Source organism: Paenibacillus sp. GCM10027628 (genome assembly GCF_042676385.1).
Classification (GTDB): Bacteria; Bacillota; Bacilli; order Paenibacillales; family NBRC-103111; genus Paenibacillus_E.
The window spans coordinates 103,959-127,557 of sequence record NZ_JBHTHA010000044.1; the positions used below are offsets into that span (position 1 = coordinate 103,959).

Genomic DNA, 23,599 nt, shown 5'->3' on the forward strand with positions numbered 1-23,599 from the left:
CTCTTAGGTTTAAGATGTGGTTAGGATGCCCTTTCTCGAACAAATTTAACAACCTGATGAATCACCCATACCAAAGATGCGGTAAACATCACGTCAAAGCAGACATTGAATAGAAACAGATGCTTTTCCATGTCCGCTTCACCGTCTCCGATCAGAGGAACGAGAAAAGCAATAGCGCCAATTACACCCACGGACATGAATGCTTCATAGGCTGTACGTCGATGACGGGAAGGCTCACCTGTATACAGAGCTAGCAAAATCACATAGTACAACAACCAAAACCCGAGCAAAAACCAGATCGAATGGGGCAGCGCTTCACTTTTCAACTTACTCCATAAGTTAAACGAATTGTACAGGGCGCCAGGCTCGAAGCCAGCGGCTTTTTCACGGTTGCCCAGATAATCGATGTGGATCGTCATCGCGTGCTGTGCGGTTACTTGAAGCTTGTCCCAATATCGGGATGGATGGGTCAAGTAGAAGCGTGCTATTTTCCCATGACTGATATACGGATAGAACGATTGCTTGAGCTCGACGCTATCCTGTGGGATCGGGGTGTGAGGCGTGAAATAGTTCGTGCCCGCAAGTACGGCGAGTTTCGGGTCTAATCCAAGCGTGAGCAGATCTTGCTCAGGGGTTGGTGAATCCTTCAAGATGCCATAGAAAACGGACTGATATTGATTAATTACCCGGAGTTCTCTGGGGGCTGTGACATAGATCCCGGATGAAACCAACACTAATAAGGCGGTTAGCGTCAAGACTGTTCTCTTCCATGATTTTCGATTCGATAATGGCAGAAAACGAAGGGAAAGCAGCGCCAGAACGATACCGGCGGGGGCGTTTTGGATCTTGGAGGCCGCCATAAAAATGGCGCAAACGATAAAAAAGACGAACCCTATGGTTCGCGGCTGTTTGATTTCGGTCAAGCGAAGGGCGAGGGCCAGCGTCAATAGCAAAAAAATGAACGCCATAGGCTCCCCGAAGAAGGAGTTGAAATAGGCGGTATAACCGACGTCGAAAAAAATCACGAGAAAGATAAGGGTAAAGCCGTATTTGACATGTCTTGATGAGGTCACAAGTTTCAATTGCAACAAGGACCCAAAAGCGGCAAGCAGCAAAATACTGTACAAGCCGCCAAGAAATCGGATATCGAACAGCTGCCAGTTATAGAGGCGGCCTAAGAGCGTGGCAAGAAAGACAACAATGACTTCCGAGGAAATATATCCTCCTATCCCAGGGGCGCTCATCCCATACAGCTTATGAGTAAAAGCGAAGTATTTCTCGTGAAAAGGTTCTGCCGGATCCAAATAACTCAGTCCAACCGAACCCATGATCCGTAAAAAATCACCATTATCCGCCATGCCAAGGATAGGTCCCACCAGCAGCAGAAAACCCAAAACTCCTGCACCGGCAAGCAGTGCAAATGTATTCCATTTGATTAGCTTACTCATGTCTAGCTCCTCTTCAGCTGCCCCTCCGTGCCACGCATTCCTATCCTACGGAACGTAAAATATTTATGTCCCAGGTAATTTCCCACCGTGTAGATCCCATTTCCTGCCAAAATCGCCCCATTGTGCAGCCAATTGGCGTGTAGAGTAGGAACTGAGGATAAAAGGATATCGGCCAATAGCCAACTGACCCCATACGAAATCCCGTAACAGCTCAGGATGACCAGGGCAAACTTCCACCAACTGCTCCGGACACTAGCCTGAGAACGAAACGTAAATGTGCGGTTCAGTGTGTAGCTGACGATCGCGCCAACCGTATTACCTAGAAATGTGGACATCCAGTAATTCAGATGCAGCAGGTTAAATAGAGCGAAGCTGGTAGTGAGTCCGACTAGCGTGTTGAACAGGCCGACAAGAAGAAAACGGGCAAAACTGCTTGTGATCCAGACTTTTAATTGGCCCATGTCGGTTTGGCGGAAGGAACGGAGGCAAGCTCCCGTTCGTCTGCAGTCACTTCTTTTTCAATCACGTAAAGGGGACGGCGCTTCACTTCCTTATATATTTTCCCAATATATTCTCCGATTAAACCTAATGCGAGCAGTTGAACGCCTCCGATGAACCATACCGACAAGATAAGCGATGTCCAACCGGTTACGTTCGCCCCCAGGATTTTGCCGATAATCGCATATAGCCCGGCGACAACGCTCAGCGCAAACAAGACGAATCCCATCGTCGTTACGAAACGGATTGGCGTTACACTAAAGGACGTAATCCCGTCAAAAGCGAAAGCGAGCATTTTTTTGAGCGGGTATTTGGATTCTCCGGCGAAACGCTCTTTACGGTCATAGTACACTTTGGTCGATGGGAAGCCGAGCAGCGGCACTATTCCCCGTAAAAACAGATTGACCTCCTGGAACTTTTCCAACTCGTCCAACGTGCGGCGGCTCATTAAACGAAAGTCTGCGTGATTGTAATGAATATTGACACCCATGGAAGTCATCAGCTTGTAAAAGCCTTGGGCCGTCGCCCGTTTGAAGAACGTGTCTGCGGAACGATCTTGTCGGACCCCATATACGACGTCGTAGCCTTCGTGAAATTTCACGATGAATTCGCGGATAGCTGCAAGGTCGTCCTGCAAATCGGCATCAATGGATACGACGCAGTCCGAGTACGATTTGGCTCTCATCAGCCCTGCGAGCAGCGCGCTCTGGTGTCCGGCATTTTTCGCGAGCTTCAGTCCTGTTACAAAGGAATTGGAAGCATGAAACCGCTCGATGAGCTCCCATGTCGCATCCTTGCTGCCATCATCCACCAGCAGCATCGTGCTGGCGCTTGAAATAAGATTGTCCTGTATGAAGGCATCCAACACTTCGCTAAGCTGGAATACCGTTTCCGGCAAAACTTCTTCCTCGTTGTAACAAGGGACCACGATGGTCAAAACGGGAGTAGCCACTATTGCCTCGTCTCCATCCTTAAAAAGGTAATAACTTGCAATGATCCTGCAAGCCTAATTATAGCCGAAACTCATTGTAAAATTAATACATAGCTTGTCCAATTCAGCTAAGAGGCAAGCGGCCGGAACGAAAATCATCGTCCCGACCGCTTTTTACATTACCAACCAAATCCGAAAGTGCTCAATACGATAACCAAGAGGATGTATAAAACGAGGACAACAGTAGTGCTAGTGCCATAACCAGCAGTTCCACAACTCATGTTAATCCCTCCCTTCACACAACACTATATGTTATTCAACTAGTTGAAGTATGGATGTATGCCCTGTTTCCATAAATATATTAGTACACATGTCCGATATGGCAAAATGCGGATCCATAAAAAAACTTCCCGTCGCCATGCTGTTCATGGTGTTCGGGAAGTGATTAGTAGCTCACTAACGGGAGGATTGAATCCAATAATCCTGGAAATCTGGCTTGCAGATCTTCTATGCGCAGGGTTGTAAAGCGCTGTGTGCCCTCAATACGTGTATGAACCAACCCTGATTCCCGAAGCACCTTGAGGTGATGGGAGAGGGTGGATTTGGGTATATTCAATTCTATCGCGCCGCAGTACAGCTCGCCTTGCTCAGCAAGCCGTTTAACTACTTTAAGACGGATTTCGTCGCTTAACGCGTGCAAGATAGCCGATAATTCAATATCATTTCTAGCAGGATGGAAGAGAGGTCTCATCGTAGGTATACACCTGCCTGTTTATAATGTAATTCTTACAGGTAACTATAACATATTTTGCGATCGGGTGAAACGAGTGGAGAAGCGGGTGACGATGAATCATATACTCGCGTCATTAGAATGACTAGAGTGTTAAGACAAAGTTTCCCATTTTGCCCACATTTCCCGGGGATTCAACTCGTAGATTTCGTTCTCACGAAACATGAATTGATGCATGATGAATTCCCTGCGTATCGTGGCAAAATCGGGATGGTACTGCTGAATGAACGCGTTCAGCTCTTTTTCCGTATACTTGCGGCCTTTCTCTAACTTCGACACCAAATGGCCCAGGACAATCAGTTTTTTCTTGAGCTGCGATGGGACATGCTTTAAATAGCCTTCTGCAGTGAAAAAGTTTTTGATGACCGAGTCGCTTAGATTCTTGTCTTTATCGTCCGTAGTCATATTTGCAATGTCTCCTTTGTTTTTGTAAATGAGATCGAGCGTCGCCTGGGCGTTGTTTCGGATGAAATAATCGTTCAAGGTGAAGAAGATCGTGTTCTTTTCTCTTCGCTCATTGATTAAGCTGGCCTCACGCAGCTTGGCGGCATGATGGGTAATCGTAGCTGGCGTGACGCTGAGCTTCTCAGCAAGTATCTGGCCGTTAAGCTCGCCGTCAGCGAGCAGGATGAGCATTTTAACCCGGGTTGGGTCAGCGAGAGCCTTGTGGTAGCTGACGATTTTGTCTAACTGCATGTGCGGGTTCACCTGCCTTTTAATTAGATGAATATCTAATTAGATAATAATTAAATTAGATGAAAGTGTCAATCTTTCACGTGATGATGTAAAATTATTAGTATTCAAACCTGTTCATCAAAAGGGGAATTCAAGCATGATGCGTGTACTTATTATGACGGCTGTAGAAGTGGAGAGGGACGCTGTCCTTCGCGGACTTGGCGATGACAGCCGATTTATTGTGGAGTTAGCGGGAGTCGGCATCGTGGAGGCCGCGATCAGTGCGGCAACCGCATTGGCCGCTGCCGATTACGACTTAGTGGTCAGCGCAGGTATAGCGGGAGGGTTTGCAGGACAAGCCGAGATAGGCTCGGTTGTGGTGGCCAGCGAGATTATAGCCGCTGACCTCGGCGTGCAGACGCTGGACGGCTTTAGCAGTCTGGACGAGCTGGGGTTCGGCACGACCCGCGTCAAAGTCGCCGCAGATGTGGCAGCTCGCTTGACGGCGGCACTGCAAGCCGCGGGGCTTGCGGCGCATGCGGGGCCCGTGCTCACGGTCGCGACTGCGACGGGAACGGCGGCTACGGCCGCGGAGCTCGCTGCACGCGTTCCCAGAGCAGCCGCCGAAGCGATGGAGGGCTTCGGCATCGCTTCGGCGGCACGGCGGCGCGGTGTGCCGGTTCTCGAGATCCGTACGATCTCGAATGCGGTCGGTCCGCGCGACCGTGACGCCTGGCGGATCGGTGACGCTTTGAAAGCTTTACAAACAGCAAGTTCAGTCTTAGCGGAGGTGCTTTAAAATGAAAATCGCTTATTCGCCTTGCCCGAATGATACGTTTGTTTTCCATGCTTGGGCACATGGGTTGATACCGGGTGCGCCGGAGCTTGAAGTTTTATATGCCGACATTGATATTACCAACCGTTTGGCCGCTGAAGGAACCGGGCCGGAAGTACTGAAGATCTCATATGCAGCTCTGCCTTGGGTGCTTAAGGACTATGCGCTGCTCCCATGCGGAGGTGCGCTTGGCAGAGGCTGCGGTCCGTTGGTGCTGACCAAAGGCGACGTAGCAGCAGGAGTGGCGGACCCGTCCTTATTGACAGGCCGCCGGGTAGCCGTCCCTAGCGACCGCTCAACGGCATACTTGCTGTTCCGCTTGTGGGCGGCTCAGAACGTCCCCGGCGGCGTAGGCGAGATCGTGGTTATGCCGTTCCATGAGATCATGCCTGCCGTCCGCGACGGTCACATCGACGCCGGGCTGGTCATCCACGAAGCGCGCTTCACGTATCCATCGTATGGCTTGTCCCTGCTGACTGACCTCGGCAGCTGGTGGGAATCGGATACAGGCACTCCGATTCCGCTCGGTGCAATCATCGCCCGCCGCTCCCTCGATTTGGAGGCCATTGCCGGCTGGGCTCGAGCCTCCGTAGAGTACGCGTGGGCGCATCCGGAAGCATCGCGTGATTATGTGATGTGGCACGCACAAGAAATGGATCCCAAAGTAGCGCAGCAGCATATCGACCTATACGTGAACGAGTTCACCGCGAATCTGGGCGAGAGCGGCTACGGCGCCGTTCGGACCCTGTTCGAACGGGCTGCTCATGAAGGTCTCGTACCGCAGCTGGACTATACGTCACTGCTTAAATAACGAAAAGCCACCTAGCGATTTTTTCGCTGGGTGGCTTTTTTGACCTCATCTTTCCCTTCCTCCAGAAGCGCATAGTATTCGATTTTGTCGTCAATGACGGCCAGATTCTCCATCAACTCTGCAATCTGTTCGGTCACCTTTTGGCGATGAGCTTGCAATAGTTCCCGCCGGGCTCGAACGGTAGGATCTCCTTGATTTCGCAAGTCAGAGAACTGCTTCATATCTCTCATGGACATGCCGGTTTCACGCAAGCGAATCAAAAACTCAATCCATTGACGGTCCGTCTCGGCATACTGACGATAACCGTTTTCGTCTCGGTCTACTCCCATTAGCAGTCCAAATTTTTCGTAGTAACGCAACGTGTGTGTGCTGAGCCCTGTTTCGGCAGCGATTTCTTGAATTGTCCATCGTTTCTCCATAGAAGTTATTATAGCATACGACTACTCTCCGTCCGGTAAAAATAAGTTGTCGATAAATGCTGGCTTGAGCCGGTTTGTTGCCACTTGTATTTGTTACGAACAGTCCTGCTCTTATTTTCCCAGAACCATTTTCAACCGACGCCAAAAAAAAGTGTTGCATTAGAGCGTACTCTAATGTGTAACATGATTTAAGAGTTAGATGGCATGTAAATGACGAACTTTGGGAGGAAACGAAATGACGACAGATCGCTACAAACGCGGATGGGAAAAACTGATGGAAGTCGACGGAGAAGGAGGGCAACGGGTCATTGAATCGTTGCAAGACATTGCCCCTGACCTGGGCAGGTATGTGATCGAATTTGCATTTGGCGATATCTACTCGCGAGATGGTCTCGATCTAAAACAGAGGCAGCTTGTGACGATATCCTCACTCACCACACTGGGTGGATGCGAGCCCCAACTCAACGTACACATTAACGCAGCGCTCAATGTGGGACTATCTCCAAACGAGATTGTTGAAGCCATCATGCACTGTGCGCCTTATACTGGCTTTCCGCGAGTGCTTAATGCTGCTCTTACAGCAAAGAGAGTTTTTCAAGAACGGGGCGTTAAAATAAGCTCGAACCACTAATGCTCGTTTCTTTGCCTGAACAGCGCTCCCCGGGTTTAACGCTGTTTTACAGCGTTAAACACCCGTGGGGAGCCGGAGCTTTAGCTTTAACGCTGAAAAACAGCATTAATGGGGGCAGTTGCCTTCGCCGGCAGCGGTTCCCATGAGTTTAACGTTGTTTTACAGCGTTAAACACCCGTGGCGGAGCCGGAACTGTAGCATTAACGCTGAAAAACAGCGTTAATGGGGGCAGTTGCCTACGCCGGCAGCGGTTCCCATGAGTTTAACGTTGTTTTACAGCGTTAAACACCCGTGCGGAGCCGGAGCTTTAGCATTAACGCTGAAAAACAGCGTTAATGGGGGCAGTTGCCTGCGCCGGCAGCGGTTCCCATGAGTTTAACGTTGTTTTTCAGCGTTAAACACCCGTGCGGAGCCGGAACTTTAGCATTAACGCTGTAAAACAGCGTTAATGGGAGCGTTCGCGTGCCTCGGCAGCGAGGCTCCACTCTTCGCCTAGTGCCTTAACCGCACAACATCCCGCGCCCGTATCCCATTACTTCCCCGGACCTGTCTCATTCCGGAAAACTTTCAAAAACATCTTCGGAATTTCCGTCTCGAACCGCAAGAGTTCGCCAGTTACGGGATGTACAAATGATAATACCCGAGCGTGCAGCCCTAGTCGGCCGATCGGTTTTGCTTTTGACCCGTACTTTTTATCGCCGACGATCGGATGCCCGATATCCTGCATATGGACGCGAATCTGGTTTTTACGGCCGGTTTCGAGCTGAACCTCCAGTAGGGAGAAGCTTCGATCGGTTTGAATCACTTTGTAGTGGGTTTCCGCGTACAGTCCGTCGTTCGGGTAGGGGCTGGAGTACATTTTCAGCGATTTGTTTTCTTTGAGCCAGGAGGTGATCTTGCCTTCCGGCTTTTTTACTGCTCCTTCAACAAGGGCCACGTAGGTACGTTCCTTCACACTCTCTTGCCATGTATTTTGCAAAAGCTGCTGAACCTTCTCACTTTTGGCGAACATCATGACGCCGGAAGTATCCCGGTCCAACCGGTGAACGACGAAAATCCGGCTTTTCGGATCATGATTGCGAACGTGCGCCATAAGTTGTCGATAGGCGGTCAGTTCGTTCTCTTGCGCATTAGCGGCGATGGAGAGCAGCCCGGCGTCTTTTTGGATGACGATGACATCTTCGTCTTCATGAAGAATTTTCACACCAACGAATGGGACTTCTTCGATGACTCTCTCTTTGCTGACCGTAACGGTTTGACCGGGCTCAAGTTGATAGTTGTAAGCCGTCACGGGTTTGTCGTTCACGGACACTTGGCCGCGTGCAAGGATGGATTTAACGGAGTTCCGTCCCATACCGGTAAGAGCCTGCAGTAAAAAAGGCAACAGCTCCGAGCTCTCCTGAACATCGAAACGTTTGAGCTGATTTTGGCCATTGATCGGGCTTTGGTTCCGACTCTGGCTAGTGCTCATCATCTTACTTTTGCTCTTGTCTTGATTCTGGATCGGGTTCCGGCTTTTGCCCTGAATCTGGCCAGTGTTTTTACCTTGCGGCTTCATATTATGTTTTCTTTTATTCATGCGTAAATTTCGCCTCATCATTTGTAAAGTTTCATCCAATATATCACGTTCCCAAATGTAAATGAAACCTTCTTTGCATCTCGATGACGTTAGAGGAAACTGAGTGCGTTATTGGACCAGGTACCACCCAAATCAGTAAGGAGGCGGAACGACGATTCGTTATCATGCTATTTCACCTCCAAACTTCTTCAATTTCCTCAAATAAAGCATCCACGTTCCGTCAGCCTCATTTGTTGCCCGATTTTTCTGAAATAACGGAGTAAGGTTCCACTTAGATGATGAACCCTCTGATCACACTCGCATTTTCATTCGAGGGGGGCTTGCCCTATAAATTCGCCACGTTGACAAACGGCCGAGATTTCTCCCAGCACGTTTTTCAGATACTTCCCCACGAAAGAAGCTGTAGTGTTGGAAGATGATTATGACCCCATGCTGATTCAGGTGTACTGGCAACAGCCTCTTTGCGTAATGCGATGTTAGTGGAGTTATCATTGCCCCGTTAAGCACCACTCGTATGCGGCTCCATCAAAAAGGGGATACTAGCTCAAAAATGCCCTATGAAAAAGGTGGAAGTCATCATATGCTGCTCTATCAATTAACGCAATGGTTCGAAGAACGCACTTCGCTTCAAAGGGCCCTGCTCACCGGAGGCGCCGACAATACGGGAGACCTGCAACTGAGAATTCAAGAGGTCGAGGAACAACTCTATGCACGAGCCGAACGCTGGAAAAATGCGATTGAAGAAGCATCCTATTTACAATTCCCGTACGAAGCTCCGCATCTGGACGACGACATGGTTCTTTGAAGGTTCTGGCAGGGCTTCCCTTTGTATTTCCTCGTTTTTCCGTGTAGAATAAGTAGGACTGTGAAACGAGAATAGAACGAGGTTTGCGCCAATGAAAGTAGTTGTATCTACCCTTAACGCGAAATTCATCCACACCTCCCTAGCTTTACGCTATTTAAAAGCGTTCTGTGAGAAAGATTTTGATGTGGAAATTACCGAATATACGATCAAAGACCCAGCGATGAATATCGTCTCCGACCTGTATCAGAAGGCTCCGGACGTGCTGGGCTTTTCCTGTTACATTTGGAACATTGAAGAAACGATTCAAATTATCAAGATGATTAAAAAAATCAGACCTGACCTCATCATCATCCTTGGCGGTCCTGAAGTTTCCTATGACACCGACTACTGGATGGAGCGTATACCTGAGGTCGATTTCATCGTGATGGGTGAAGGGGAAGAGACCTTCCACCATTTGCTCACCGAGATTTCAACGACGCGCAAGTACCACTTTGTATATGGAATCGCTTATCGGAAAGGCGAGGAAGTCGTGTTGATGCCGGGTAGACCGAAGCTGAAGCTCGATGATATTCCTTCCCCCCATCGGTTCAAGGAGGACTTGCCGAGTTTGGCCAACCGGGTCGTCTATTTTGAGACGAGTCGCGGCTGTCCGTTCTCCTGCCAATTCTGCCTCTCCAGTATTGAAGTCGGTGTGCGTTATTTCGATATGGAGCGGACGAAGGCAGATTTGCTGTACTTAATTGATTCAGGTGCGAAACTGATCAAGTTCGTGGACCGGACGTTCAACATCAAGCGTGATTATGCGATGGAGATTTTCGATTTCCTGATCAAAAATCACCGAGGCGTCGTGTTCCAGTTTGAGATCACAGCGGACATCATGCGTCCCGAAGTGCTTGATTACTTAGCGGAAAATGCGCCTCCCGGCACGTTCCGGTTCGAGATTGGGGTACAATCGACGAACGACACGACCAATGAACTTGTTCAGCGCAGACAGAACTTCGCCAAGCTGACCCGCACGGTGCAAAAGGTCAAGCACAGCCTCAAAATCGACCAGCATCTCGACTTGATCGCCGGCTTGCCGGAAGAAGATTACAACTCGTTCCGCAAGACGTTCAACGATGTGTTCGAATTAGGACCGGAAGAGCTGCAGCTCGGCTTTCTGAAAATGCTGCGCGGTACCGGCATGCGTAACGACGCGCACAAATACGGCTACGTCTACATGGACCATGCGCCATACGAAATTCTCGGTAACGATATTCTGCCGTTTACGGACATCATTCGAATCAAACGCGTGGAAGACGTATTGGAAAAGTATTGGAACGCGCACCGCATGGACCATACGGTTAAATATCTGATCGCTCATGAATTCACGTCAGCGTTTGATTTCTTTCAGGAGTTCGGTGACTATTGGGAAGAAAGAGGCTGGCAGCGGATTGGGCATCAGCTTGAAGATTTATTCACGCGTTTGCGGGATTTCTTAGCACACCGCGGAACGAAAAACATGCACGTCATTGAAGGGCTCATGAAGCTGGACTATTTCCTGGGTCATAAGTATAAGCCGCGCAAAATATGGTGGGACTTCACGTTGGATAAGTCCGAGCAGAGCGCCTACCTGCGGCTGCTGGCCGAGCAGCCAGAGCTTGTTGACGGAGACTTCCATCGTCTCCGGATCAATGAAAAAGATCTCCACAAGCATGTCATGCTTGAGGTGTTGCCGTTCGCTTTGCAGACGTACCTGCAAAGCGGGGAGATCGACGCAAGCAGCCCGCAGCTGCTTGTCGTTCACTTCCCGCCGGACGCGCAGCAGCCGGCGAGCTATTATACGATGCCGCTCCACCAAGTGGCGGCAACCTTATAAAGCTTCGCTCCCCGTTGTCAGGGGAGCGGGGCTTTTTTTGTGTTCTTGTAGTAAGTATAAGTTTTAGGGAAGACGTGAGGACTCTCACCAGCTAGAAGATGCGTGCTTATCTGGGCACGCCTAAATAAAAAAGGATCAACCAGTAAGAACTGGTTGACCTCATAATAGTAAGCCCAGCATGGGCGTCATCTCTAGTTTGAAAGTCCCGAGCGGGGGTTGGCGAACGCCTACTATTGGAGTGCAGCAACGACCTCATCCGTTGTCCGGATTTTGCCGATCTTAGGGAAGATGGAGCTCACGACATAATCGTGCTCTTCTTTCGCCATAGCTGTCATCGCTTCTTCGACAAATACTTGATGGTATCCATGCTGAAAAGCTTCTCTGGCGGTTGTGTCTACACCGATGGAGGTAGAGATTCCGCACAGCACGATGGTGTCGATCCCGCGGCGGCGCAGCTGCAAATCGAGGTCAGTACCGTAGAAGGCTCCCCACTGGCGTTTCGTCACTACATGGGCATTCTGGAAGCCTGCCAATTCGGGTATCAGGCTGTCCCAGCCCTCCGGCCACTGAAAGGCATTGGGGCTGGCGTCGGTGTGCGGATGCAGCCTATCCTTGCCGTCCAGGCTCGAGACTCTGACGAGCACGACGAAAGCGTCTTTTTCCGTGAAAGCCTCAACTAACTTGGTGGCTTGTCCGACGACTTGCTCAGCGGAGTTCGGAGCTAAGGGAAGTGCAGGATTGGCGATTCCCTTCTGCAGATCGATGACAACTAGTGCGGTTTTCTTCACGTTCAATTCAAGAGCTGTTTTTACATTTGTCATAGGTTTCTCTTCCCATCTGATTGAATTTTGTATAAGGCAGACTTATTTATGTTAAGTTTCTTATACACCTTAAAGTACACCCACACGGCGCCCAGCAGCAGCACGGCGCTCATGATGAAAAATAGCCAGGGGATGCCTAAACTTGCCGCGATCTGTCCGCCAAACACCGAGCCACCAAACACGCCTAAATACTGAGCTGAGACGTTTAGCCCGAACACTCGTCCGGTAAGGGAATCGGGAGTGATTTTCTTGACAAGGGCATTCATGGAGGGGGCTAGCCCAGCCGCGGCAAACCCCAGCAAGAAGCGCAGGCCTGTCAGCTGCCAGGGATTGCTTACGAAGGCTTGCGGAATATATAAAATACCCGCCGCAATCATGGTGGCCAGTATGACCTTATGGGGCCCTATGCGATCAGACAGTCTCCCGAGCCGCGGGGCGGCAAAGATACTGGCAAGTCCCGAGGCGGAAAAAGCCAGGCCGGAGATCAGCGCAATGTGGCTGGTATTCCGGGACAGTTGCATGACATAGACGGTAATGATCGGTTCAATGGCATACATGGCTACCGTCATAACCAAAAAACTAATGAACAGAGTTATCGTCAAGCCCTTTTCAGGTACACTGGCCCAGACTTCTTTTATGCGCAGCACTTTTTTATCCTGGCGCTGAAAGGTTTCCTTGACGAACAAGGCTGTCGTGATAAAAGCAACCAGCATCAGTCCGCCGGTGACAAAAAAGGAAGCCTGCAGGCCGAATTTTTCGGCTATAAAGCCCCCGAGCGTCGGCCCGATAAACGAGCCTGAAGTGCTGGCAGTGGAAAGAGTTCCTAATGCCCAGCCGGAATGCTCTTTATCTGTCTGCGTTGCAATCAGCGTCGTACAAGCCGTGGTATAGCCCGTAATGACCCCTTGCAGCAGCCGAAGCCCAATCAAAACATAAGCATTGTGGGCAAAGCCCATACAGCCGATCACGATGGCCATTCCTAGGCTGGCCCGGAGCAGCATCGGCTTGCGTCCAATTTTGTCCGCAGCGCTCCCCCATATAGGAGAGAAAATGGCGGATACAATAAAGGTGATTCCGAATGCGATTCCTGTAAGCAGGGTGGCCGATCCGGAGTCTTGTACGCCGAGATGCTTGATAAAAAGCGGCAGGATGGGCGCGATCTGGCTCATCCCGATGCCTGTAACGAATACCCCGAACCAGCAAGCGAATAAATTTCTTTTCCAGACGGGCATGACAAACAAGCCTCCCTTCTGCATCGATACCATGATGTGTATTGTGCCTCACCCGATTGATTCACAATAACAGCCTCATCTTAACAGCCGGAACGCTTGTATACCATGCAGGATATTAATCTCCATGGACATTTTTGCTGTAAAATTCCGAGGGACTGAGCCCTTCCGTTTTCTTGAATACGCGGCTGAAATAAAATTCATCGGCGTAGCCAAGGGCACCGGCAACCTCCTTAATTTTATTGTTTCCTTCGAGCAGCAGCTCTTTGGCTTTATCCATCTTGATCTTATTGAAGAACTCGATAATGGAATAGCCGGTTATTTCTTTAAAGGCTCTGGACAAATAAGTCGGCGACCATTGCACAAGGTCGGACAATTGCGCCAGGGTGATTTTATCGCGGATATGGTGATGCATATATTCGATGATTTTCTCTACCTTCAGGGCGGTGGAGAAAGGGTGATTTTCATTTTTCAGGTTGTCTGAAATAGCCGTCAGTAATTGCTGAAGCATGGTTTTGGTCCTGAACTCATAACCTGGCAATTTAGCATCCCAGGTCTCTGTCAGCTTTTTAAATCCTTCCTCAACTTGATAAGCATTGTTCAGCTTTTGCGCAGGCTGGAGCGGGAGCACCTTCGGCTCCTCTTTAAGCAGCCAATGTCCTTCATTTATATTCACGGCGGTATAACTGAAATGGACGGTAAAGCAGCTGACGGGATTGTCAGTCCTTTCGAACGTTTGAGGCACGTCGGAGGGGATATACAGCAGCATGCCGTCCTGCAGCTCAAAGGTTTTTTTCGCGATTGTAAACCTGCCTCTGGCTCTGGCGAAATAATACAACTCGTGATGCTGCAGCGTTCTGCTGAATTTAACAAGATGATTGTCTAATTGCACGGAATTACAGTAATGAATATGGAAGAAGAGATCTTTTAATATCATGAGCGTCTCCAATGGATATAATGTCCTAGATCAAAATGGTAAACTTGCATATCATTATAGACATTAGTGCAATAAAAGATCAATTTATAGATCAATTATTCCCAGTGGTTATCAGGTTGAGTAGTCTAGTATTTTATTTTCTTAAGACACGAGTTCGACACTACGGGACGCTGATCGATGCGTTAGCGATGTTTTGCATCGTTACTGATTTGAAGTGGGCAGATGCCGTATCTAGTTTTCTCCTCATTTGCAAATGGATGGATTTACACGCAAAAAAAACGTCATGGAAGACGGGAAGCCCCTGACAGTTTTTCTTTGTATGCAGCCAACCAAAATTTGTAACTTTTTGGAAATGGAAGCGTCTAAATGATTAAGCAGATGCGAAGCGATTTTATTAAAAAGTGGGTGGATGATGAGCAGGTTGAAAGGAATCACAAGATTACTGTTGATCAGTTTGTTATCGGCAGCGTATGGGAGCATAGTTGGAACGCCGGCTCCTGTGGATGCCCAAACAGAAATAGAAGAAGCAAACCCTGCCGTTCTGATCCAACTTGAAAACGAATCACGAATTCAAGCGCCGATCCGCACGGTTGTGACGACATCGCCGCAAACGTTCCGGATAACTTTCCCTGAGGCGATGGAACATGATTCCGTAGAGAAAACCTTGCAAAATCAAAGTATATCCCCACAACCGGATAATGCGCCAGAGCTCAAGTGGAAATTTAACTGGTTAGGCGATAAGGAAGTGGAAGTACAGGTGACTGCAACGGTTGGGAGCAGCTACCCGTATCGGGCTGGGGAGTATCAGTTGAATGTCAACAAGGCTAAGACGTTTGATGGCAGGGAGCTCAAGCAGGCACCGGTTTTTCAGGCTACGATTCAAAGTCCGTATCAGCTTTGGCGTTATTCCGCTGATGGCAAGAGCAGAGAACTGCTAATGGAAGAAGATGATCTCTATTCGTTCAGCAAGCTGGATCAGGAGGATCGCTATTTCCTTGGAACAAGGCCTGCTGAGTATTGCGAGTGCGATGCCGTCCTAAAGAAGTTGAGTGCTATTCTGGATGTGCAGGATAAGAAGCTAATCCGCTATCCGGTTCAAATACAAACGACTTATCGGGGGAGCGGAGATTTTGTTGCCGATCGTCGAGGCTTCTTCTACACACAACCTCCCGCCGACGTAAAAGTACCGCGCAGTGATAGCGCTCAGGCCATTCATGTAAACGGGTATGTGCATGGAGCGAGTTTTTCCAAAGATCATAAGCAATTGTTCATGGCTGTCGGCACAGAAGATCAAGAGAACAATATCTCTATCATGATCTATAACCTTGACGATAAGAAGCTGAAGGTACTGGCTGATAAACTGTACGGCTCTCTGCCGGTCGATCAGGGGTTCGGGAGACGTATGCCCGTTCAATTTGCGGATGACGGAGAATGCGTATATTTTGTTCTGAATGAGCTTGATCCTTATCGGGAGCTGCGTTATATGTACTCGAAAAAAGAGGATCGGATCCAAACATGGAAGCCGCCGGTAGATGAGTCCGGTTGGTCAGGCTTCCTTGCTACCGATGATAGCATTTACCGTTATTACTATAACGCTGGCTTATATCGCGGGGAGCGACGGACCTCTGGCATAGACGTCATTTCCTCCCCGGGCGTTTGGCTGAGCGGTACGCATCAAATGGCTTTTTTCGAGTACAACTATTCGAATAAGGATAACAGGCAGTACACCAATAACATTCAATTACTGGACGCGGATACGCTGCAACATACTGCGATTTACCAAGGAATATATTACGATAGCCAGTTGATCGGCAGCAGCAAAGACGGGAAATGGTTGTATGTCAATGCACGTGCCCCTCTGAAAGGCGCTCCCTTGCAAGAACGACGTTTTGGTCAGGGCGAAGATAAGCTGCAAGGAGAAGTGTCGACCGATACTTCCGCGACCGCTGTATATATCAATGAACGGAAAATGTTGTTGAAGCACCCCCTTCATGTCGAGCAAACCCTATATGTCCCCCTTCGTGAAGTGTTGGAGGCAGTAAATTGGCGCGTTGACTGGGTCGCAGAGTCTCAGAAAATCATGGTGAGGTCGACCGATAGTCAAACTGCCGAATTGGTCTTAAACGATTCACACGTTGTTTTCAATGAAATGGCTACGGCTTTGACGTATACTCCGATTCTGATCGGGGATACGACTTATTTGCCGGCAGGAACGCTACAAAAGCTAGGCTTTGCCGTTCAATGGGACGATTCGAAGCGAGTATTATTTTTACAGGAGATTCCATCTACAGGCGGTATAACGAATGATAAAGGGCAGAGATATGAAGGCGAGTTGAAACAAACGATACCCTCAGGTGTCGGCATGTTATTCAATGCACAAGGGAAGTTGTTGTACGAAGGCCAATTCGAAGCCGGGCAATATCACGGGCGAGGAAAGCTATATGATGAAGAGGGCCACCTGGTTTACGAAGGCATGTTCTCACATGGTACCCGTACACCTGGTAACTAGTTTTACAAGTGACGAGAGGTGGAAGAGAATGAAGCGTATTGTGCCAGGACGCGGTCCTTCGAAGATGGGGGCGGCGGGGAGTGTATTTGTAACAATTTTCGGGATATTTTGGACGATTATGGCCTTCAGCATGACGCGTGATTCGCCATTTCCAATGGTGGGCGTTATTTTTCCGTTGTTTGGAGTCATTTTTGTCGGGATGGGGATCTTTCAAACGGTATACCATTTTAAAAATGCGGTAGGCAAAAATCGAATGCCATTGTTCGATATTGAGGATTCTGAAGATGAAAGAAGGCTCCCTCGTAACCATCGTAACCATCATGGCCAGCCTTTTTGCCCATACTGCGGAAAAAAGCTGGAGCTTGATTATCAATTCTGTCCGCAGTGCGGCAAAGAATCCTAATAAACAACTCCCTGGCTGCCAGAGATGGCAGCTTTTTGCTGCTTGCTAAAAAAATCCATTGACCACGCCTAAGGTTCAGTGATAAGATTGAAAAAATTTACCTACAGACAATAAAACGGAGAGACTTTGAGCTGCGCTCAAAGATCCCGCAATCCCCCGCAAAGTGACGCCAAGCTCTGGAGTATATTACTTTGCGGGGGACCAAAATGAAAATTAGGAGGAAATCTTAAAGTGGCCACGTATTATTTGGAACCGTCCCGGACGTTTAGTGAGTTTTTGTTGATTCCCAATCTAACGACGAAGGATTGCACGCCGGCAAATGTCAATTTGAAAACACCGCTTGTCAAATTTAATAAAGGCGAGGAACCGCCCATTTCTTTGAACATCCCTTTTTCCTCTGCTGTCATGCAAGCTGTATCCGACGATGGTATGGCGATTGCTTTGGCGCGTTGCGGGGGGATTTCTTTTATTTATGGCTCCCAATCCATTGAAGAAGAAGCTCGCATGGTACGGAAAGTCAAAGGTTATAAGGCGGGATTCGTCATCAGCCGTTCGAACTTGACTCCGGATCATACCCTTAGCGATGTTCTAGACTTGAAGGAACAGACAGGCCATTCCACTGTAGCGATTACCGACGATGGAACAGCGAACGGCAAGCTGCTGGGCATTGTTACAGGCCGCGATTACCGGAAAAGCCGGGATCCGCTGGATCGTCCCATTCATCAATTTATGACACCGTTTGAGAAGCTTATTTACGGGAAATCGGGGATCACACTTTCGGAAGCGAACAACTTAATCTGGGATCATAAACTCAATTGCCTGCCGATCGTAGGCGAGCAGCAGCAATTGGAATATCTCGTTTTCCGCAAAGATTATGATGAACATAAAGAAAATCCGCTAGAGTTGCTAGATGCGAACAAAAGCTATATCGTCGGTGCGGGAATTAACACGAAAGATTACAAAGAGCGCGTACCTGCGCTAGTTGAGGCCGGCGTGGATATTCTGGTCATCGATTCTTCCGACGGATACAGCGAGTGGCAGCGCGAAACCGTGGCGTATGTGAAAGCCAATTTCGATGTGAAAATCGGGGCAGGTAACGTTGTCGACCGCGAGGGCTTCCTCTACTTGGTCGAATCTGGCGCAGATTTCGTGAAGGTAGGCATCGGCGGCGGTTCCATCTGCATCACACGGGAACAAAAGGGCATCGGCCGCGGACAAGCATCCGCGCTTATGGAAGTCGTTGAAGCCCGGGACCAATACTTTAAGGAAACAGGAACTTATATTCCGATTTGTTCTGATGGTGGTATCGTGCATGACTACCATATTACATTGGCTTTATCGATGGGCGCCGACTTTGTCATGCTGGGCAGATATTTTGCTCGTTTTGACGAAAGCCCGACTCGAAAGCTGAAAGTAGGCAACAACTTCGTGAAAGAGTACTGGGGCGAAGGCTCGAACCGGGCGCGCAACTGGCAGCGTTACGATACAGGAGGGAAGAGCAAGCTTTTGTTCGAGGAAGGCGTTGACTCTTACGTACCGTACGCGGGCAGTCTGCAGGAGAATCTGGACAAAACGATCGGCAAAATCAAATCCACGATGTGCAATTGCGGCTCGTTGAGCATAGAGGAGCTAAAGCGCAAAGCGAGAATTACCCTCGTTTCCGCGACCAGCCTTGTCGAGGGCGGAGCGCATGATGTGATATTGAAGGAAAGCAGCTTGTCGGAAGAATAGAAAGAGCAACACACATAAGAGGCACCCTTTTGTCATTTTGAATAATGACTATAAGGAGTGCCTTTTTTTGTGTCCTCTTATGCGGTTCCTCTTAGATAAAGCCCGCTGGTCCTAAATAAGGAACTCTTGGGACGCTATATGTGAGGTTGGATGCCGAAATGATAGGGTTAGCGAACGATTGACTCTAATTAAGGAACGTTGTTCCTAAAATAGAGTCATTTGTTCGTTCGAAGTCCGTAGGTACTATTTTTCAAAAAATTAGAGTCAATTTATTCTCTATTAAGGACATTTGTTCTTAAAATGGATGAGAATAGGCTAAAAGCTTTCATGCCGATGAGATTTGTGCCGATGAGATCTATGCTGATGAAATCTATGCTCATGAAATCTATGACGATTGATTGATGCCGAAGAGATTCAGATGATGAAGGAATAGTGTTATGGCAAATAGCTGCGAATGACAGTCATTTTGCCTTCAAGCGAATAGGTGCCGAGATTAGCCGGAAGCAGGAAACAATCGCCAGGCTTGGTGGAAATGCTGCCATCCGCCCATTCCAGCGTTCCAATTCCGCCCGCAACAACCAGGATGACGAAGCTATCCGGAGTCGTGCTGAGTTCCCATTTCGGACCTACGAGCCCTTTTTCTACCGTAAAGAATGGAGATTGGGCTAGAGTCAGCCATGTGCCTGTTTCGTTCAAATCCGTTTTCATACTGGTGGAGCCGGAGCCTTCATAAGCGATGACATTCAAAGAGTCCTCGATATGGAGCTCCCGCGGCTTGCCATCCAATCCCGGGCGGTTGTAATCGTATAATCGGTAAGTCGTATCCGAGTTTTGTTGAATTTCAGCAACAAGAACGCCCGCACCTAAGGCGTGTACCGTTCCTGCCGGTATGTAAAAGGAATCTCCAGCTTCTACGGGTACTTCTTGCAGGCAGTCCAGAATGCGATCCTCAGCAATGGCTTGCGCCAAGCTCTCACGGGTCACGCCGTCTTTCATGCCGTATATAATTTTTGCACCGGGCTTGGCGTCAAGGATGTACCACATCTCCGTTTTGCCGAGCTCTCCGGGAGCCAAGTTTTCGTAATGATCGTTCGGATGCACTTGCACCGAGAGATCGTCTTCGCAATCGAGCAGCTTAATCAGCAGCGGAAAGCGGCCGTTTTTCTCGGAAAAGCCTTTCGTGCCGAACAGCGTGCTGCCGTATTTTTCACGGATTTCGTCAAGACCTAAACCTGCTAATTCGCCGTTGATCACTTTGGTTGTTCCGTTAGGATGGTCACCGATCATCCAGCCTTCGCCGATGGCGCCTTCCGGAAGTTGGAAGCCGAACTTCTCCAGGGCTCTGCCTCCCCAAACGCGTTCTTTCATTTCTGGTTGAAATTGAAGCGGGTATGATTTCAAAGCTCTCCCTACTTTCTTTAAGTTCTCCTACAGATCATTGCTTATGCATGTCTCTCTCTGGACAGTCTCTCTAGCATTATATCATGCGTCTATCTTTTTTCTACAGCGAGGAGATACGGCGCTTGCTGGCTGGTGTTGACCATTTGGTAGCGCAGCACCTGAAAGGCGGCGAGAGGCAGCCCGCGCGCCCAGTCTTCGACGGCGGCCGCTTCCTGTGATCCGCCCTCGTGCCCGCTGTACAGCACGATAGTCACAATACCGCCTTTGCGCAGCAGGCGAAGAGCGGCCTCCAAAGCAGGAATCGTCGATTCCTGCTTGGTGATCGTTTGCTGATCGGCGCCGGGCAGATAGCCAAGGTTGAACGTGACGGCGGCTACTCGGCCATGCCGATCCGTCGGCAAGATCGACTCCATGCGCTCATGGCTGCACAAGCTCATGTGCACAAAAGAAGATGCGTCAGGAAGCTCCTTCCTTAGACGCATCTCTGTTTGATCCAGCGCTTGCTGCTGGATGTCAAAGCCGTATACATGGCCGCGGCCGCCGACCAGTTTGGCTAAAAACAAGGCATCGACGCCGTTCCCGAGTGTAGCGTCGATAACCGTGTCTCCGGGCTGTGCCCGCCCGCTGATTAATTGATGAGCAAAGCTCAATACCGATACAAATCCCATATGAATTTTATCTCCAAATGTTTATTTCTTGGCAGCAAGCCATGCGGCCAATGCTTCTACCTCTGCAGGTTTCAGCGAGTCGCCAAAACCCGGCATATCGCCTTTGCCCTTCATGATTTGCGTGATGATTTGATCCTTGTTTTTCCGCGAACCGACTTTGGTGAGGTTCGGGCCAAAATCACCCTTCAAACCTTCCCCGTGGCAAACCAAGCAGTTGTCTTTGTACAGCACCTCCGCCTGAGCGCCGGTGCTTGCAGCGGCTGCAGCCTGCTGCGTAGCCGCAGGCGTGGAAGAGGGCGCCGCGCTTGCCGGCGCTGGTGTAGGTGCCTGCGCCGGCGTCGGCTTCGCCTCCGCCGCGGGCTTTTCCGCCGGCGCTGCGCTTGCCGCCGCAGCGGTTGCGGCAGCCTTAGGCTGCGGAGTCGCCGTAGGCTTCTCCGCGGCCGCTGCCGGGCTTGCTTGCGGCGACGGGGTTGCCGTCGCCGTTGACACAGCCGACGCCGCCGGAGTTGGCGTCGCTGTCACAACCGCCGTCGCTGCCGGTGACGGCGTCTCAACGGCAACCGCCGTCTGCAACGCCGACGGCGAAGATCCGCTGCACCCCGTCGCGGCCAGCACCAAAATCCCACATACCAATCCAAGCATCCCTTTGTTCATCACGTTCATCTCCTTTAGAGGATGTTTAAAAAATCCACTACGACATCGAATCTTGAACGAATACGGGAAGTCCGGTACGCACGTAGCAAATCTCTACGTTCATCCTTCTCCGCATTACGTCCAGTCTTCTCGGTTCTGAAAGCGGACTTTTTAAACACACATTTTAAGCGTTCTACTTAAAGGAAACGAAGTTTTATCCATTTTGGTTTTCTATCCGTTCCAATGTTTTCCTTGCCATGAGTTTCTGCGCGTAAGCTCCGCGTCGAAGGCATTGAGAACTTCCCACTTTTTGAGGCTCCACATGGGGCCGATCAGCAAGTCGCGCGGCGCATCGCCGGTGAGACGGTGCACGATCATCTCCGGAGGCAAAATCTCAAGGGTGTCGACGACGAGGTTCACGTACTCATCCTTTTCAAGGAAACGCAGCAGACCGGCTTCATATTGTTTCACCATAGGCGTTTTGCGCATTAAATGAAGCAAATGAATTTTGATGCCCTGTACATCCATTTGGGCCACTGCGCGTCCGGTATCCAACATCATTTCATGCGTTTCTCCCGGCAGGCCGTAAATAATGTGAGCGCAGGTACGAATATTATGTTTTCTAAGTTTGGCGACTGCGTCCAAATAGCACTGCGTATCATGAGCGCGATTAATCAACTGTGAGGTTGATTCATGGACGGTTTGCAGTCCCATTTCGACCCATAAATAGGTGCGTTGATTCAATTCCGCCAAATATTCGATGACATCATCCGGCAAACAATCCGGTCTAGTTGCAATGGATAAACCAACTACGCCCGGCTGCTGTAAAATGACTTCATAATATTCCCGCAATTCTTCGACCGGCGCATAGGTGTTCGTATAAGCCTGGAAATAGCCGATATACTTGGCTTCGGGCCATTTATGGTGCTGTAAATCGCGGATTTTATTGAACTGTGTCACGAGATCGTCGCGACGGCTTCCCGCGAAGTCGCCAGATCCGCGCGCGCTGCAGAAGGTGCAGCCTCCAGTCGCGATGTTGCCGTCCCTGTTCGGACAGGTAAAGCCAGCATCCAGCATGACTTTAAACACCTTTTCACCAAACATCTCGCGCATTTCATAATTCCATGTATGGAAACGTTTATCTCCCCATAACAAAGGAGATTCCTGAATCAAAGTATTCATATTGAATCGTGCTCCTTTCCTAACCTATTGTAACGAAAATCATTCATGAAAGCGACCCCTGCCTTTCCAACAAGTACCCCGATAAAACGCGGCTTCAAGGAGCATCATAACGTTGCATCACCACTACAACGTGAGAGGGGATTTCATTCCATGAAAAGGCTTCGTACCGTAACGTTAACAGTTGCTTTAACTGCAGCATTGGGTTTGAGTGCGGTTGGTGCACATGCTAATACCGCAAGCACGACAACCGGCACCACGGGAATGAGCAGTTACACAGGAACAACGAGTACGGGGACGGGAACCACAAGCAGTTTGGGCACTGCAGGTACTTACGGAACAAGTGCAGCTTCGGGTACAGGCACTATGGGCACTACGGGTACCACAGGCACCACAGGAACAACATGGGGAGCAGGGGCTACGACACCTTCGACTTATACGGGAAATAACTACGATGCAACGACCGGTACCGGATATAACTCAGCTCTTACTGGAACGGGCACGTTGAGCGGAACTAGTACGTACACAGGCACAAGTACGGCAAGTCCATCGCCAACGCCAACTACGGGCGTGAGGGATCAGATTAAAGGCTACAGCAACAATATGATGGACCGTATGAGTACGACAGGCGCAACGACAAGAGGCAATTATGATACTTCCTCCTACCGGACCTATGCCACTACACCTGCAACAACAAGAACGATGGACTGGGGATGGCTTGGTCTTGTCGGATTGTTGGGTCTTGCTGGATTGCGCGGGGGTAATCGAACAAGAGAAGATTACAAATAAGCAGATATCTTTGAAACGC

At 49.5% G+C, this 23,599-nt stretch carries 24 protein-coding genes; 9 read left to right on the forward strand and 15 right to left on the reverse strand.

Annotated elements, in window-relative coordinates; all coding sequences use genetic code 11:
* Positions 1–20: 20 nt before the first annotated feature.
* The 6 genes from wsfD to ACFQZT_RS27725 all read right to left on the reverse strand — a co-directional run bounded on the left by wsfD (position 21) and on the right by ACFQZT_RS27725 (position 4,363).
* A complete protein-coding gene (wsfD, locus tag ACFQZT_RS27700) occupies positions 21–1,448 on the reverse strand; it encodes a glycan biosynthesis hexose transferase WsfD (RefSeq protein ID WP_379305316.1) in 1,428 nt (475 codons plus the stop codon).
* A gap of 2 nt (positions 1,449–1,450) precedes the next feature.
* Entirely contained in the window at positions 1,451–1,909 is a 459-nt protein-coding gene (locus ACFQZT_RS27705; RefSeq protein ID WP_379305319.1) for a GtrA family protein, read from the reverse strand.
* Positions 1,897–2,898: a glycosyltransferase family 2 protein gene (locus ACFQZT_RS27710; RefSeq protein WP_379305321.1), complete on the reverse strand. Its 1,002-nt coding sequence runs from the start codon at positions 2,896–2,898 to the stop codon at positions 1,897–1,899. The genes ACFQZT_RS27705 and ACFQZT_RS27710 overlap by 13 nt, the downstream gene beginning before the upstream one ends.
* Before the next feature lie 158 nt (positions 2,899–3,056).
* Entirely contained in the window at positions 3,057–3,158 is a 102-nt protein-coding gene (locus ACFQZT_RS27715; protein WP_379305323.1) for a YjcZ family sporulation protein, read from the reverse strand.
* Between the two features lie 164 nt (positions 3,159–3,322).
* Positions 3,323–3,628: an ArsR/SmtB family transcription factor gene (locus ACFQZT_RS27720; protein ID WP_379305325.1), complete on the reverse strand. Its 306-nt coding sequence runs from the start codon at positions 3,626–3,628 to the stop codon at positions 3,323–3,325.
* Between the two features lie 132 nt (positions 3,629–3,760).
* Entirely contained in the window at positions 3,761–4,363 is a 603-nt protein-coding gene (locus tag ACFQZT_RS27725) for a DUF2087 domain-containing protein (RefSeq protein ID WP_379305327.1), read from the reverse strand.
* Between the two features lie 136 nt (positions 4,364–4,499).
* Between ACFQZT_RS27725 and ACFQZT_RS27730 the strand changes: the two genes are divergently transcribed.
* The gene (locus ACFQZT_RS27730) at positions 4,500–5,141 is read left to right on the forward strand and encodes a futalosine hydrolase (RefSeq protein WP_379305329.1); all 642 of its coding nucleotides are present in this window, start codon (positions 4,500–4,502) and stop codon (positions 5,139–5,141) included.
* Position 5,142: 1 nt separating this feature from the next.
* Positions 5,143–5,988, forward strand: a complete 846-nt coding sequence (locus tag ACFQZT_RS27735) for a 1,4-dihydroxy-6-naphtoate synthase (RefSeq protein ID WP_379305331.1) — start codon at positions 5,143–5,145, stop codon at positions 5,986–5,988.
* Between the two features lie 11 nt (positions 5,989–5,999).
* On the opposite strand, the gene ACFQZT_RS27740 is transcribed toward ACFQZT_RS27735, so the two are convergent.
* Positions 6,000–6,407 carry a MerR family transcriptional regulator gene (locus ACFQZT_RS27740; RefSeq protein WP_379305333.1) on the reverse strand — a complete coding sequence of 136 codons (408 nt, stop codon included), beginning with the start codon at positions 6,405–6,407 and terminating at the stop codon, positions 6,000–6,002.
* A 235-nt stretch (positions 6,408–6,642) separates the two neighbouring features.
* On the opposite strand from ACFQZT_RS27740, the gene ACFQZT_RS27745 reads away from it, so the two are divergent.
* Positions 6,643–7,038: a carboxymuconolactone decarboxylase family protein gene (locus ACFQZT_RS27745; RefSeq protein ID WP_379305335.1), complete on the forward strand. Its 396-nt coding sequence runs from the start codon at positions 6,643–6,645 to the stop codon at positions 7,036–7,038.
* A gap of 532 nt (positions 7,039–7,570) precedes the next feature.
* On the opposite strand, the gene ACFQZT_RS27750 is transcribed toward ACFQZT_RS27745, so the two are convergent.
* Positions 7,571–8,509 carry an RluA family pseudouridine synthase gene (locus ACFQZT_RS27750; RefSeq protein ID WP_379305485.1) on the reverse strand — a complete coding sequence of 313 codons (939 nt, stop codon included), beginning with the start codon at positions 8,507–8,509 and terminating at the stop codon, positions 7,571–7,573.
* 658 nt (positions 8,510–9,167) lie between these two features.
* Here ACFQZT_RS27750 and ACFQZT_RS27755 point away from each other — a divergent pair.
* Positions 9,168–9,422 carry a hypothetical protein gene (locus ACFQZT_RS27755; protein ID WP_379305337.1) on the forward strand — a complete coding sequence of 85 codons (255 nt, stop codon included), beginning with the start codon at positions 9,168–9,170 and terminating at the stop codon, positions 9,420–9,422.
* A 91-nt stretch (positions 9,423–9,513) separates the two neighbouring features.
* Positions 9,514–11,280: a B12-binding domain-containing radical SAM protein gene (locus tag ACFQZT_RS27760; RefSeq protein ID WP_379305339.1), complete on the forward strand. Its 1,767-nt coding sequence runs from the start codon at positions 9,514–9,516 to the stop codon at positions 11,278–11,280.
* A gap of 230 nt (positions 11,281–11,510) precedes the next feature.
* On the opposite strand, the gene ACFQZT_RS27765 is transcribed toward ACFQZT_RS27760, so the two are convergent.
* The 3 genes from ACFQZT_RS27765 to ACFQZT_RS27775 form a co-directional block, all read right to left on the reverse strand.
* A complete protein-coding gene (locus tag ACFQZT_RS27765) occupies positions 11,511–12,101 on the reverse strand; it encodes a hydrolase (RefSeq protein WP_379305341.1) in 591 nt (196 codons plus the stop codon).
* Positions 12,098–13,333, reverse strand: a complete 1,236-nt coding sequence (locus tag ACFQZT_RS27770) for a multidrug efflux MFS transporter (protein WP_379305342.1) — start codon at positions 13,331–13,333, stop codon at positions 12,098–12,100. The genes ACFQZT_RS27765 and ACFQZT_RS27770 overlap by 4 nt, the downstream gene beginning before the upstream one ends.
* Before the next feature lie 115 nt (positions 13,334–13,448).
* Positions 13,449–14,267, reverse strand: a complete 819-nt coding sequence (locus ACFQZT_RS27775) for an AraC family transcriptional regulator (RefSeq protein ID WP_379305344.1) — start codon at positions 14,265–14,267, stop codon at positions 13,449–13,451.
* A gap of 421 nt (positions 14,268–14,688) precedes the next feature.
* On the opposite strand from ACFQZT_RS27775, the gene ACFQZT_RS27780 reads away from it, so the two are divergent.
* The 3 genes from ACFQZT_RS27780 to ACFQZT_RS27790 all read left to right on the forward strand — a co-directional run bounded on the left by ACFQZT_RS27780 (position 14,689) and on the right by ACFQZT_RS27790 (position 18,910).
* Positions 14,689–16,776, forward strand: a complete 2,088-nt coding sequence (locus ACFQZT_RS27780) for a stalk domain-containing protein (RefSeq protein ID WP_379305346.1) — start codon at positions 14,689–14,691, stop codon at positions 16,774–16,776.
* A gap of 28 nt (positions 16,777–16,804) precedes the next feature.
* Positions 16,805–17,179, forward strand: a complete 375-nt coding sequence (locus ACFQZT_RS27785) for a zinc ribbon domain-containing protein (protein WP_379305347.1) — start codon at positions 16,805–16,807, stop codon at positions 17,177–17,179.
* Between the two features lie 231 nt (positions 17,180–17,410).
* Positions 17,411–18,910 (forward strand): IMP dehydrogenase, encoded by a 1,500-nt coding sequence (locus ACFQZT_RS27790; protein WP_379305349.1) that lies wholly within the window; start codon positions 17,411–17,413, stop codon positions 18,908–18,910.
* A 435-nt stretch (positions 18,911–19,345) separates the two neighbouring features.
* Here the strand turns inward: ACFQZT_RS27790 and ACFQZT_RS27795 are convergent, their stop codons facing one another.
* From ACFQZT_RS27795 to mnmL, 4 genes are all read right to left on the reverse strand, one after another.
* Positions 19,346–20,311: a type I phosphomannose isomerase catalytic subunit gene (locus ACFQZT_RS27795; RefSeq protein WP_379305351.1), complete on the reverse strand. Its 966-nt coding sequence runs from the start codon at positions 20,309–20,311 to the stop codon at positions 19,346–19,348.
* Positions 20,312–20,400: 89 nt separating this feature from the next.
* Positions 20,401–20,979 carry a tRNA 5-(aminomethyl)-2-thiouridylate-methyltransferase MnmM gene (gene mnmM, locus ACFQZT_RS27800; protein ID WP_379305353.1) on the reverse strand — a complete coding sequence of 193 codons (579 nt, stop codon included), beginning with the start codon at positions 20,977–20,979 and terminating at the stop codon, positions 20,401–20,403.
* Positions 20,980–21,000: 21 nt separating this feature from the next.
* Complete coding sequence (locus ACFQZT_RS27805; RefSeq protein WP_379305355.1) at positions 21,001–21,633, reverse strand: c-type cytochrome; 633 nt, start codon at positions 21,631–21,633, stop codon at positions 21,001–21,003.
* A 210-nt stretch (positions 21,634–21,843) separates the two neighbouring features.
* Entirely contained in the window at positions 21,844–22,794 is a 951-nt protein-coding gene (gene mnmL / locus ACFQZT_RS27810; RefSeq protein WP_379305357.1) for a tRNA modification radical SAM protein MnmL/YtqA, read from the reverse strand.
* Between the two features lie 150 nt (positions 22,795–22,944).
* On the opposite strand from mnmL, the gene ACFQZT_RS27815 reads away from it, so the two are divergent.
* On the forward strand, positions 22,945–23,580 hold the full coding sequence (locus tag ACFQZT_RS27815) for a WGxxGxxG-CTERM domain-containing protein (RefSeq protein ID WP_379305359.1): 636 nt from the start codon (positions 22,945–22,947) through the stop codon (positions 23,578–23,580).
* Positions 23,581–23,599: the final 19 nt, after the last annotated feature.

Bases quoted from the DNA above. Each gene is read 5' to 3' on its own strand.
- ACFQZT_RS27770 (WP_379305342.1), bottom strand. From the start codon at position 13,333: ATGCCCGTCTGGAAAAGAAATTTATTCGCTTGCTGGTTCGGGGTATTC.
- ACFQZT_RS27765 (WP_379305341.1), bottom strand. From the start codon at position 12,101: ATGACAAATGTAAAAACAGCTCTTGAATTGAACGTGAAGAAAACCGCA.
- ACFQZT_RS27775 (WP_379305344.1), bottom strand. From the start codon at position 14,267: ATGATATTAAAAGATCTCTTCTTCCATATTCATTACTGTAATTCCGTG.
- ACFQZT_RS27705 (WP_379305319.1), bottom strand. From the start codon at position 1,909: ATGGGCCAATTAAAAGTCTGGATCACAAGCAGTTTTGCCCGTTTTCTT.
- ACFQZT_RS27755 (WP_379305337.1), top strand. From the start codon at position 9,168: ATGCCCTATGAAAAAGGTGGAAGTCATCATATGCTGCTCTATCAATTA.
- ACFQZT_RS27750 (WP_379305485.1), bottom strand. From the start codon at position 8,509: ATGAGCACTAGCCAGAGTCGGAACCAAAGCCCGATCAATGGCCAAAAT.
- ACFQZT_RS27815 (WP_379305359.1), top strand. From the start codon at position 22,945: ATGAAAAGGCTTCGTACCGTAACGTTAACAGTTGCTTTAACTGCAGCA.
- ACFQZT_RS27725 (WP_379305327.1), bottom strand. From the start codon at position 4,363: ATGCAGTTAGACAAAATCGTCAGCTACCACAAGGCTCTCGCTGACCCA.
- ACFQZT_RS27785 (WP_379305347.1), top strand. From the start codon at position 16,805: ATGAAGCGTATTGTGCCAGGACGCGGTCCTTCGAAGATGGGGGCGGCG.
- ACFQZT_RS27740 (WP_379305333.1), bottom strand. From the start codon at position 6,407: ATGGAGAAACGATGGACAATTCAAGAAATCGCTGCCGAAACAGGGCTC.
- ACFQZT_RS27735 (WP_379305331.1), top strand. From the start codon at position 5,143: ATGAAAATCGCTTATTCGCCTTGCCCGAATGATACGTTTGTTTTCCAT.
- ACFQZT_RS27760 (WP_379305339.1), top strand. From the start codon at position 9,514: ATGAAAGTAGTTGTATCTACCCTTAACGCGAAATTCATCCACACCTCC.
- ACFQZT_RS27720 (WP_379305325.1), bottom strand. From the start codon at position 3,628: ATGAGACCTCTCTTCCATCCTGCTAGAAATGATATTGAATTATCGGCT.
- wsfD (WP_379305316.1), bottom strand. From the start codon at position 1,448: ATGAGTAAGCTAATCAAATGGAATACATTTGCACTGCTTGCCGGTGCA.
- mnmM (WP_379305353.1), bottom strand. From the start codon at position 20,979: ATGGGATTTGTATCGGTATTGAGCTTTGCTCATCAATTAATCAGCGGG.
- ACFQZT_RS27730 (WP_379305329.1), top strand. From the start codon at position 4,500: ATGATGCGTGTACTTATTATGACGGCTGTAGAAGTGGAGAGGGACGCT.
- mnmL (WP_379305357.1), bottom strand. From the start codon at position 22,794: ATGAATACTTTGATTCAGGAATCTCCTTTGTTATGGGGAGATAAACGT.
- ACFQZT_RS27805 (WP_379305355.1), bottom strand. From the start codon at position 21,633: ATGAACAAAGGGATGCTTGGATTGGTATGTGGGATTTTGGTGCTGGCC.
- ACFQZT_RS27715 (WP_379305323.1), bottom strand. From the start codon at position 3,158: ATGAGTTGTGGAACTGCTGGTTATGGCACTAGCACTACTGTTGTCCTC.
- ACFQZT_RS27745 (WP_379305335.1), top strand. From the start codon at position 6,643: ATGACGACAGATCGCTACAAACGCGGATGGGAAAAACTGATGGAAGTC.